This is a genomic window from Oleiphilus sp. HI0079 (assembly GCF_001635105.1).
The window spans coordinates 22,912-34,567 of record NZ_LWFT01001150.1 but is presented as its reverse complement, the minus strand read 5'-3'; the positions used below and the strand labels follow the sequence as shown (position 1 = coordinate 34,567).

Sequence of the window (11,656 nt, the reverse complement as noted above, 5' to 3'; positions counted from 1 at the left end):
GTGATAAAAATGGCTTATTACCAGTTAGGGTTTTCGTTAGAGGAAGAGCAAGCCTTGGATATTGTTGCTTTCTTAAAAACCCTGGACGGATCGCCTGTGCCAAATCGTTTAAACGCTGCGGCCATTAGCGGAGTGAAGTAATGAGACTTCAATCGCTGCGTCGCCTGATCATTTTTCTTCTTTTGCTCGTGTTTGGTTGTATCGCGATCATTGTGACCGCCCAGATAGACGCGAAGAACATGGAGAATATGCGAATAAATGCGGCGTCATTGAACACAGCTGAGTTTCAGCTCATTCAAGAGATGCAGTCGATCAACCAGGCAAGCAGGCGAAACTTCGACAAATTGAATATGCTTTTCGAGCGTGTAGTACACGATGCGACGTGGCTCGTGCAGCACTCGGCGGAGTACGAGCCTATGGTGTTAGATATGTTGATGTCTTACACAGAGGAACTGCGATGGATTGTTGAAGATTTAAAAACGAATAGTGCCATTAAATATAACTCAACCCGCTATTTAGCTCCTGAGTTGCCTAGCTTGTTTTCTTTGCCTGGGGCTAAACGACTCTCGATCGAAGAACGTCAGTATGTGCAAGGATATTTGATCGAGCCGAAGTTAGAAGGCTGGCAGATGACTTGGCATGCCGTCAGACTCATTGAGGAAACCATAGGGGAATTACCCGAAGAGATAGGCCGCTTTGCTCGTCATTTGGCGTTGTATGATCGCTCGATTCAGAAAAGGCGGGTTGAGGAGAAAAAGCTTCTAGAGCATCTTAATGGCCGTTTTAGTTCTCGCCTGTTGAGTATCGAGCAAGCCCATTTCGATCAAATAAACACAATGGGGCAGTTTGCCTCGGTCGCGTTAGCTATCCTCGTCATTGGCTTGATGACGTGGGGCTTTCGCGTGTCTATATCGGCGACCAAATCCAAAGAAGAACTCGCGGAAGTGAATCGGAATCTCGACGAAAAAGTAAAACAAGCGACGCGCCAGCTTCAGGAGCAAATGGTCGATCTGGAACGGCAAAAATTGCGTGCTGAAGATGCAACCAAGGCGAAGAGTGAGTTTCTGGCCAACATGAGTCATGAGATTCGTACCCCTTTGAACGGTATCAATGGTATGGCGCAGATTCTCCAGCGCTCGGGCTTAAATAGCGATCAGCGTTCACAAATTGAAACGATTCTGACAAGCACCGGCAGCTTGACGCAGATTATTAACGACATACTCGATTTCTCGAAAATAGAGGCAGGAAAGATTGAAATTGAGCGTATGGATTTCAGCTTATTGGCGTTGATTGAGAGTGCCGTGGATCAAGTCACCATGCTCGCAAATAAATCCGAGAACCAGTTGGTTATTCAATACAGTTCTCGCCTACCTGAATACGTAAACAGTGACCCCAGCAGAATACGGCAAGTTATGCTGAATCTGCTATCGAACGCGAATAAGTTTACCAATGGTGGCGTTGTTGAGGTTCGTGCTGAAGTGATGGAGCGTATGGGTGATGCTTATTTTAAGATTTCGATAAAAGACAGTGGCATTGGAATTTCAGAAGACAAATTGGCATATATCTTTGAGGCGTTTTCGCAAGAAGATACATCTACAACACGCAAGTTCGGCGGCACAGGACTTGGTCTCACCATTTGTAAGCGACTCGCACAGCTGATGGGCGGCGATATTGCAGTGACGTCTACGCAAGGCAAGGGCAGCAGATTTAGTTTTTTCTTACCTTTAATCGAAGCCGATGTTCCCGAGAGCGAGGTGCGTTCAGGCCCTTTGCGACATATTAAGCCGATGATTTTTGATAACAATGAGGTCCGTCGTCGGGCCATGCGTAATCATCTGGAAAGTTGGGGGCTTGAAAGTGTTGTGTTTGAGGATGTGTCGGACTTTATGCTTGCCTTGCAGCAGTTAGTTGGAGACAGAGGTTTATATGCGGATGTAAGCTGCATTATTGCTGATATGGACGATTACCAACAGGTGTTAAGCGAAGCATTGGGCAAGCTGACGAAAGCCTTGCCAAAGCTTTACCTGACGCCTTTATATTCTGAAGATTTTGGTGAGTTTGATCGAGCAGTATTTGTCAAAGAGGTGCGCAGCCCCATTAAACCCTCGGAGTTTTTGGATGCGCTCGCAGACGCGCATTCCAGCTCTGTTGGTGAAGAGTTTAAGTCTGAGGACGAGCCAACATACAATTTTGATGGGCGAACCATCTTGCTGGTGGACGATAACGAGATCAACCGCATGGTTGCTGAGTTAATGCTGACCAACGTTTCAGTTAATGTAGTGATGGCGGAAGATGGAAGGCAGGCCGTTGATGCACTTCAAGAGCAAGACTTTGATCTGGTGTTTATGGATTGCCAAATGCCGGTAATGGATGGCTATGAAGCGAGCAGATCGATCCGGCAATTGGCTGCGCCGAAAAAGGCGAACGTACCGATCATTGCGATGACAGCAAACGCAATGAAAGGAGACAAAGAAATGTGTCTTAATGCAGGTATGGACGACTACATTGCAAAACCGGTCGATGCTCAAAAGTTGTATGCCTTAATGGGCAAATGGCTTGGACATATCCACGGAGAGGGCATTTCAGCGCGCGACTAGTGAGCGAGCGCCGCCTTTTGAAACGCTTACCTTAGCTCGCAATCCGCAATCCGCAATCCGCAACTCAACGATACACGCTCAACGAATGGTTGTAGCTCGCGCTATTTGTCGAACCAGTGTTGTGTTCGGTTTACCAAAGCGACTAAAGACAACATCACAGGCACCTCAACCAATACACCAACCACGGTCGCAAGCGCTGCGCCCGAATTTAGGCCAAACAAGGAAATCGCTACGGCTACGGCCAATTCAAAAAAGTTAGAGGTGCCGATTAAGCAGGCTGGTGCTGCAATGTTATGCGGCAGTTTGAGTGCTTTCGCGCCACCGTAAGCGATTGCGAAAATCACGTAGGTTTGAATCAAAAGTGGAATGGCGATCAATACGATTGCCAGTGGCTTGTCGAGAATCGTTTGCGCCTGAAAGCCGAATAGCAATACCACTGTGGCCAAAAGCCCGGTCACAGACCACGGTTTTACGACAGTCAGGAAACGGTTTAGCCGTTCATGATTATTGTTTTTCCCCGCCGCCTGATCATCAGGTCGATCAAGCCGAATACGGGTTATCACACCTGCAACCAACGGGATCACGACGTAAAGAATGACCGAGAGCAAGAGCGTTTCCCATGGCACGGTAATGTCACTCAGACCAAGTAAGAAGGCCGCGATAGGGGCAAAAGCGAAGATCATAATGATGTCGTTCACTGATACCTGAACGAGTGTGTAGTTGGGGTCGCCTTTGGTTAGCTGGCTCCAGACGAATACCATTGCGGTACAGGGAGCAACGCCAAGCAAGATCATGCCCGCAATGTATTCAGAGGCCGTTTGTGGGTCAACCAAGTCCGCAAAAATTACTTTAAAAAACAGCCAGCCAAGCGCTGCCATCGTGAACGGCTTGATGAGCCAATTCACGATGACAGTGAGCAGGATACCTTTTGGCTTTTTACCCACTTCCTTCACGGCGCTAAAGTCGATTTGCACCATCATTGGGTAAATCATGACCCAGATAAATAGCGCTACCGGAATATTCACATGGGCATACTCGATGCTAGCAATGAGCTCAAAGGCACCCGGTGCCAATACGCCGAGACCGATTCCTGCGGTGATACTGATGGCAACCCAGATACTGAGATAGCGTTCGAAAATACCCATGTTGTTCCTTACTTTTGAATTGGCGGTGACGCTTTTGGATCACGCAGGTTCGCGTATTTTGCGCGTTGCGCGTAAATTAGAGCTGTACTCGGGTTTTATATCAAGGGCGATAAAAGTTAGGCGTGTGTCCGGTCCACTTTTTAAAGGCATTGCAGAAGTTCGCAGCGTCTGAAAATCCCAGTTCGAACGCGACATCTTCATTTGTATGCTCGCCGCGTTGCAGCATCGCAATAGCGATCTGACAGCGAATTTTTCCCATGAGTGTGTTGTAGTTCAGTCCGATGCTTTTGAGTTTACGTCTGAACGTGCGCTCGCTCATGAACAGCGCGTCTGCAATCTCTTTTGAATTCGGGAACTCTTCTTCGTTGTTTAAGACAAAGCGATCGAAACGATCGACCAAAGCAAACTCGTTTTTCAAGGTCTCCATTAAGATATTAAGATCGTGAATGCTGTTATCTAATTCGGAACGTTCTCTTGGCTCATAAGTGATGTCTCGCTGGAGATCTTTTAGGTCCATCACCCATTCGTTGAATTTTGCCTTGTCTTCTACATCACAGTTGAAGCGCTCTTTGAAGAATGATTTGTCTTCGTTCGAGAGCGCCATAGAGAAGCGAATGGTATGCACTTTAAAATCTCGTTGGGCGATTGTCCGACCGAGAGAAACCATGCCGCTTATGGTCAACTCGAAGAGAAGGTGCACTAACTCCTCACTGAGGCCGGCAACGTTCACAAACCGGTTAGTAAAGGTGTGCTCATCCTGAATGACGGTGAGGTCGGTTAAGCTGCCAATGAGCTCATAGTAGGCGAGTGTAATATTGAGCGCTTCATATAAAGAAGGAACATGGCGCAGCCCGGCACCGAGTATTCCAAAGTCATCCAATCCATAACGCTCGCCAACAGCCACACCAAGCCCGATCGAAAATTGATCGCGAACAATGCGGTTGTTGCATTCAAGTGCAAGAAAGGAAGGGAGGAATTCGTTGTGCAAGTGTTGCTGTAGATCGAGCTCTTCAATGAGTGCATCGCACCAAGGCCCTTTGCCTTGTTCGCGCAGGTAATCTAGTAGGTACCGAAGCTCAACACTCGGATATTGTTGGTCGCCAATGCTTGCTAGATGTTTTAGCTCAATGGATGGCTTTAGCTCGGGTGAATCGCTCATTATGGCTGCGTGCTACTAATTGATAATCTTGTTGTGAGTCGTTGAATGGCACCCTATTGGAGAGGCCATGCATCCCGCGGTCATCGCAGTGAATAATCGCTCATTCGATGTGCGCAGTCTATGGGAAAGTTGGCAAATTGCACACAAGTGTTCGCCTACTTTTCAGGTAATGGCATATGAGGTCGAGGCATAGAAGGCCTCAACCGTGATTTGCGATCGAGTGAACGCTACGTGCAAAGCCTCTAAACAGGTTGCGCTGGTCTGCCTGAAAAGGCAGATACTCGGGATGCCACTGAACGCCCATCATAAAACGATGTGAAGGCGATTCTATCCCTTGAATAAAGTGGTCGCGGTCAGCGGCCACGGCTTTTAGGTCGCCTCCTAAACGGTCAACCGCTTGCTCATGGAGGCTATTCACACAAGCTTGCTCTGTGCCTAATAGAGCGTGCAGCCTTGAATTCGATTCAACCTTTACAGGCTTTTTTGCTCGGAGCGTTCTTCGGTTGGAGGTAAGCTGACGATGCGGCCTGATATCGTTTAAAAGCGTTCCACCTTGAGCGACATTGAGCAACTGGGCACCGCGACAGATTCCAAACAGTGCGACGTTGCGCTTGAGCATGTTTTCCAAAAGCGCTAGCTCAAAACGGTCTCGTTCCGGGTCATACGCGCGCTTTTTTTTGTCGTCCTTCAATAAGCCATATAGCTCTGGCTCGATGTCGTCGCCACCGCCAATGATCAAGCCATCATATTCTTCGGGTGTGACTTTATCGCCAGGGCTTGCGTATTCTATGTCTAGGTTTAGATGTCTCAGGGCATAACGTGTCGCCCACCAACCAAATTTAAGTCGCTTGTTCGGCCCTGTCACTAACACTTTTGGTTTCGTGTTGCTCATTGTACGGCTCCTTATCAAAAGAATGGGGTCACGCGATTGAGTGTTCTTTGCGATGGCGTACTAAGCCGGATCGATTTTCTCAAGCTGGTCGTCGATCTGTTCACTCCATTTATTTGAGAACCGATGGCTTAAATTCTGCATTGACTCGAGATACTCCGCGGCAAGCTCGGGCAACGATTTGTGATTTGCGAGTGATTCAACCTGAAGCCAGTTTTGCCATACAGTCCAAAGCTCCCAACTAGGCTCGTCGATTTCACAGTTTGGCAGACGATAGTGCAGTGTTGGGCGCGCTTTAACACGCGAGTCTTTCACTACCTCACGAACGCGTTGTTCATCGATGTGCGCAAAAAGTGGCAGCATATCGAGTGAGCGATTACGGGTCGGGTTGTACTCTAGATAGTCGTCAATAAGCTGATCCATTGTCGGCTTATAGTCTGGTGCGAGCACTTTTTGAATGTATTCCGTTTTGAACGGCGCAATGTACGGCGTGATGCGGCGCATCAAATCCACATTTTCTTTTTCGACTAGCCAATCGTGCATCACAATATAGGCTTGCAGATAACGCAGGATCGTCTCGGCTTCAAGCGAGGGTAGTTCTGGATTTAGATGCACGCCAAACGCATAGCGCAGTGACTCTTTCGTACCCTCTGCGCCGGCCTTTCTCAACTCTGGAAAAATAGGATTGAGGATCGAAAGCTCCTTCATCTTAATAGGGTCTGTCACGATCTCCCAAGGAACGAAAAGCTCCGCTGAGTTTGTTAAGGCATCTGTGTACAGATCGATCACCTTCATGCGTAGATCTTTTCCTGATTCGTCTTCTTCGACTTCAATTTGCTCGCCATGCTTTTTCAGTAGTTCTGCATCGAGTTCGATACGAAAATTACCCAAGCGCGAATCCTTTAAGTGATAAACAAACGGACTTTCAATTTCTTCGACGCCGCCAAATCGCAACTGTAACAAGTGTACGATCTTGTCTGGCGACAAGCCTGCAAGCTCTACCTCAACGCCTACTCGGCGTAGATCATCGTCTTCGGTACGTTTGTATTCGGGTGTCCACTGATGTTGCTGAGTCATGATAAGTACCTCTGATTGGTTTAGTCGTTCGCAGGAAACAGGTTGGTGTAAGGGCTGGTGAAGGGCAGGTGAAGGGCGGAGAACCCCATGCAGGCGATTCTCCGCGATACCTTCGCTGAGCCTTTAAGCGTCAGCCATTTCTTCTATTTGAGATTTTGCAGCAGAGATTTTTCGCTTCAGCTGCTCCACCTTTTCCTCTATTTTTTCCTTACTGTCTTCAAAAAGCGCTTCTCTAGAGTCCGCAGCTTTGTGCTCTGCGTACTCTTTTTTGAGCTTCGCTTTTTGTTCATCGAGTTGCTTCTCCCAAGACTCAATTTGATCATGAAGCGTATTTTTTAGTTTCTCTGTCATAGACATGCTGTTTCTCCTGATTACTGATATTGGATTTTTCTCTTTTATAAACACGACAGCGGCGGTTTAACTTTCGACTTCAAGTTTGCTCTCAACCTTCTCGACGCCAGAGGTATTGTTGGCGATTGCTATAGCGAGATCGGCTTCCGCCTGCGTTGGCACTGAGCCACTCAAAATGACCACGCCATCTTCCGTTTCGATATCGATGTTTTTGCTTGTTACTTCGTTTTCAAGCAACAATTTCATCGCCAGCACAGCGTCGACACGCGCATCCACCAGCTGTTCATCAATGGGTGCTTCTGCAGAGCCTTGCGCGACTGTTAAGTTATTTTCAACCTCAGTGACACCTTCAACGCTTGCGGCAATTTCCTCTGCCAAACGCTGATCCAGCTCATTGTCCACTCGACCAGTCAGAAATGCGGTGGTGCCGACAACGGTGGTGTCGATCTCAAAGTTATTCAGGTTTTTGTCCAGCATTAAGGCCATTTCTACTTTTCCATCAAGCCAAGCTGAATTGAGCTTACCTTCCATCTCGTGTGCATATCCTTGGCCCGCTAATGCTGAACCGGAAACGGTTGCTGTAACAGCCGTTGAAAGAATGGCCGAGGCTAGAAATGATTTATTGAAGTTCATACTGTGCTCCCTGTTAAAAATGGTGTTCAACGCTAAGCGTCAATGAATAGGTTGCAGGGGTCGTGCCAGAATATAAAGCATATAAAAATCAATGGTTTATATGTTTATTGGTTATTTGGAGGGTACTTTGATGGGCGAAATTTACCGATCGTTTGAAAAAAGTTCAGGGAGGGAGAGCGTTAGATACGCTTTAACGTCAAGCCTAGTACGGTCGCGATAAGCGCACTGATGGTGAATACGATAAACAGCGCAAGTAACGAGCTCTGTGCCAGAACCGCAGAGGCAAGGCCAAATAGCAGTAACAGTGCGCCAATACAGGTATTACTGATGGCGACATAATCTGTACGCTTTTCATTACTGTTTTGCTGGTCATCGGCCAGATCGACCACAAACGTTTTGCGACCCAGGCGAACACCATTGTGCGTCAGGCTTAACAGCGCATACATCAGCAACCAAGCCCAAGTAGGAGGCGAAAGCACGTCACTGAGTCCCGCGGTAGCGAATGCGCATAAAACGCAACTTAAAAGCGCTGAACTAATGAGCACCATACGACTGTTCTTATCAGATGCTGTGCCCCAAAAGCGACTACTTACAAGACTGCTGGAGCCTTCGATGATTACCAGTAGCGCAAAGACGGCGATGGTTGAGGTTGAATCCTGTTGCGATGAAGACAGAGAGAGCATTGCGATGTAAGGCATCGCAAGTGCAGAGACCATCATAAAAGCTCGGGTGATTACAAAGCGCGCAAAGTGCGTGTCATTCATCAAGAGACGCCAAGCGGGAGGCGACTGATCTGGAGTTGAGCCGGAAGAGGAGTCTGGACTCTTGTTTTGCCATTGTACAGATAAGTAGCTAACGGCGGCTAACGCGAAGAAGAGGCTTGCCGCGCCCAATAGGCTACCCAAAATCCAATGATGTTCCGCCAAACCCTGACTCACCACCGCGCCTGAATCAACGGATTGGTTGGTTGAGGCGGCTGAAGCGGAACTTGGTTCTGTGTTCAGTAGACGGTTTGTATAAATGTATAAACAAATGCCATAGGCGACGCTGATGGCACCTGCGATTGTTCCAGCAGTGCCGAGTAAGCCGCCGCGCTTGGATTTTCGAACGGTCGCACCGAGTACCGTTTTTGAGCTAAGCGAGCACAAGCTTCGCGCCAAGCTGAATAATAGTAAGGCGATCAGAATGGCAAGGCCGCCAATCCAGCCTTCGAGATTTAAAAACGCCACCAGCATCGCAGCAAGAGATAAGGCTTGAGCAAGCGCGCCAAACGCGTAAATAGTTTGAGGCTTCTTTTGTCGGTTGACGCGTTCGGTCAGAAAAACCTGTGGCAACATCGAGAAAGCTTCACGAATAGGTGAGATCAACCCAACAAAAAAAGTCGGTGCAGCAATCGCATGAAACAACGCTGGAAGAACGACCTTGGTATTTGAGAGGGCATCCCCAAGCTTGCTAAACAACGAGCCACAAATCTGAACGCGGCGGTTATGCTGTTCTTGGCCGGAGCTTGTTGAGGCGGCTTTGTTATTTGATGGCTGTGCAGGCATGCGTGACAGTGTTCGATCTCTTGACGATTAGCTTAATAACAACGGTTCTGTTCTTGGTTTGAGCGAGCGTCTGGACTCAGTTATCACTCTCGCTTTGGTACTTGTCGAGTTTGTTGTAAAGCGTTTTAACGCTAATGCCCAATTGATCGGCGGTTTCTGTTTTATTGCCCTCGTTTTCTTCCAACGTTTTCTCAATGGCAGCTTGTTCGATTTCTTCTAGTGGCACGCCTGTTGGTATGCCCTGGACGCCAACCTCCTCATTGGTTTCTGTCTCTGAGGCGAGTATCAGAATGTTCTCGCGAGTAATCGCGTCTTCCGCCAGAATAAACGCGCGTTCAATACAGTGGCGCAGCTCTCTGACATTCCCCGGCCAGTGGTGTTCGGCAATTAAATCTAAGGCGGCCTGTTCGATTTGAATGTGTTGTTCATGCACCTGATTCAAATACGCGACAAAGTGCTTAGCGAGGCCTGTTACATCCTCACCACGCTCATTCAGCGCGGGAACGGTGAGAGGGAACTGCGCAAGACGAAAGTATAAATCCTCTCGGAGAAAGCCGTTCTCCATTGCGTCAAATGGATCGCGATTGGTGGCTGCAATAATACGGGCCGATGTCTTGAGTGTTCGCTCGCTACCGACAGGTTTGAATTCACTTTGTTCCAGAACACGCAGTAATTTTACTTGCTGCTCGATCGGCATTTCGGTGACCTCATCCAAAAAGACGGTGCCGTTGCCTGCCTGTTCAAAAACGCCTTTGTGATCGCTTGTTGCGCCAGTAAACGCGCCTTTCTTATGGCCAAATAGTTGTGAATCAATCAGTTCTGGGCTCAATGCGCCGCAGTTAATTGCGACCATCGGCTCGTCGGAGCGCGGGCTCATGGCGTGAATGGTATTCGCGACCAGCTCCTTGCCCGTTCCACTTTCGCCAATGACCAATACGTTGGCATCGGTGCCTGCGACACGTCGGATGGCCCGATACAGTTTTCGCATGGATTTATGCGAACCTACTAATTGACCAAATTGATCAAGGTCGCTAGTTAAAGCCTGTGTTTTTTGTCGCGTACGCTGCTCATGGTCTTCAAGCAAGTCCTCTAACGCTTCGTTGATAGCGGTTTCATTGAACGGTGTTCGAAAGTGATATCCGCCACCTTTGGCCATCAGTGTATCGAGTGCGGGATTTGGATTGCCATCGCTGAAGAACATGAAGTCGACATTATCCAAAGACTCCACTTGAGATAACTCTCTTGCTGTCACGGCATCCATATCAATGATTGCGATATTTGCCTCCAGCTCAATGCACTCTTCGAGCCAAAAACCAAGCTCACTTCCACTTGTGATAATGCAGCGTTTCATTGCGGGAAGCTGCATCAATAGCGTTTGCAGATCGCTATTGCTGACGTGGATAAAAGTGCGGGCTTGGCTCATATAGCATCTCTTAAAAAATGAGTAGATTCGGTTTTCGATCAATGTACCTGTGGTGTGCGTTCAGCACAAACTAGGCTTGGCTTTTTTTCTTGAATTGTATAACGCTTTCATCCAAGGCTTGACCTGCTTTTACAGCAAAATCGAGCGTTCGGATTGGAAATGGAATCGAAATGCCTTCTTCGTTTAGAGCTGAATGAATGGCAGCGACGGCTTCATGCATTTTTCTCAGGTAATCTCCGTCTGGGTAATGAATCCAAAAGCGCGCCACCAAGTCGATACTAGAATCTCCAAACCCCGCTGCATAACAAGAGGTTTCGTCCTGGCGAATCACACCGTTAAGGGTGTTGAGCTTGTTTGTAATCGCCTTACTTGCTGCATCAATGTCATCAGAGTATGAGATGCCAACAGGCACATCAATGCGACGCTCACCCGAGTAAGAATAGTTTGTTAGCACATTACGAAATAGATGCTTGTTTGGCACGATTTCAAGCTGCCCGGAGAAGGTCTCGATGATGGTGTTGCGAAAGTTGAGGTACTTCACTGTTCCAAAGACTTCAGAGGTTTGAATGATGTCACCAGGGCGAAATGGCTTGCGGATGCCCATTGCAACACCGGCAATAAAGTTCTCGGTAATGTCTTGGAAAGCGAAACCTAGCGCCAGGCCGACAATACCAGCACCCGCAAGGAGTGAAGTGACGGTCCCTTTCAACCCTAAAAAATCCAGTGCAATAAAACACCCAAGACCGATGATGATAATGCGCATAATCGTCAGCATTAAATCTGCAACCTGATGAGACTCCATCCCTTTGTAGAAAACTTTTTCTCAGAACCATCG

The 11,656-nt window shown here is 47.9% G+C and carries 10 protein-coding genes; 1 reads left to right on the top strand and 9 read right to left on the bottom strand.

Translation table 11 applies throughout. The features are described from left to right. Positions 1-140 precede the first annotated feature (140 nt). On the top strand, positions 141-2,597 hold the full coding sequence (locus A3750_RS20430) for an ATP-binding protein (protein ID WP_068521584.1): 2,457 nt from the start codon (positions 141-143) through the stop codon (positions 2,595-2,597). A gap of 101 nt (positions 2,598-2,698) precedes the next feature. Here A3750_RS20430 and arsB read toward each other — a convergent pair whose 3' ends face one another. The 9 genes from arsB to A3750_RS20385 all read right to left on the bottom strand — a co-directional run bounded on the left by arsB (position 2,699) and on the right by A3750_RS20385 (position 11,596). Continuing rightward, complete coding sequence (gene arsB, locus A3750_RS20425; RefSeq protein ID WP_068521586.1) at positions 2,699-3,742, bottom strand: ACR3 family arsenite efflux transporter; 1,044 nt, start codon at positions 3,740-3,742, stop codon at positions 2,699-2,701. Between the two features lie 100 nt (positions 3,743-3,842). Beyond that, positions 3,843-4,901 carry an AraC family transcriptional regulator gene (locus A3750_RS20420; protein WP_068521588.1) on the bottom strand — a complete coding sequence of 353 codons (1,059 nt, stop codon included), beginning with the start codon at positions 4,899-4,901 and terminating at the stop codon, positions 3,843-3,845. A 199-nt stretch (positions 4,902-5,100) separates the two neighbouring features. Then, positions 5,101-5,793, bottom strand: coding sequence for a gamma-glutamyl-gamma-aminobutyrate hydrolase family protein (locus A3750_RS20415; protein WP_068521590.1), 693 nt, complete (start codon positions 5,791-5,793; stop codon positions 5,101-5,103). A 60-nt stretch (positions 5,794-5,853) separates the two neighbouring features. Next, entirely contained in the window at positions 5,854-6,867 is a 1,014-nt protein-coding gene (locus tag A3750_RS20410) for an amidoligase family protein (protein ID WP_068521592.1), read from the bottom strand. A gap of 123 nt (positions 6,868-6,990) precedes the next feature. Beyond that, positions 6,991-7,224 carry a hypothetical protein gene (locus tag A3750_RS20405; RefSeq protein WP_068521372.1) on the bottom strand — a complete coding sequence of 78 codons (234 nt, stop codon included), beginning with the start codon at positions 7,222-7,224 and terminating at the stop codon, positions 6,991-6,993. 60 nt (positions 7,225-7,284) lie between these two features. Continuing rightward, positions 7,285-7,851 (bottom strand): BON domain-containing protein, encoded by a 567-nt coding sequence (locus A3750_RS20400; protein ID WP_068521371.1) that lies wholly within the window; start codon positions 7,849-7,851, stop codon positions 7,285-7,287. Between the two features lie 179 nt (positions 7,852-8,030). Beyond that, a complete protein-coding gene (locus A3750_RS20395) occupies positions 8,031-9,398 on the bottom strand; it encodes a hypothetical protein (protein ID WP_068521594.1) in 1,368 nt (455 codons plus the stop codon). A 76-nt stretch (positions 9,399-9,474) separates the two neighbouring features. Continuing rightward, complete coding sequence (locus A3750_RS20390) at positions 9,475-10,821, bottom strand: sigma-54-dependent Fis family transcriptional regulator (protein ID WP_068521596.1); 1,347 nt, start codon at positions 10,819-10,821, stop codon at positions 9,475-9,477. A gap of 70 nt (positions 10,822-10,891) precedes the next feature. Continuing rightward, positions 10,892-11,596, bottom strand: a complete 705-nt coding sequence (locus tag A3750_RS20385) for a mechanosensitive ion channel family protein (protein ID WP_197475199.1) — start codon at positions 11,594-11,596, stop codon at positions 10,892-10,894. Positions 11,597-11,656: the final 60 nt, after the last annotated feature.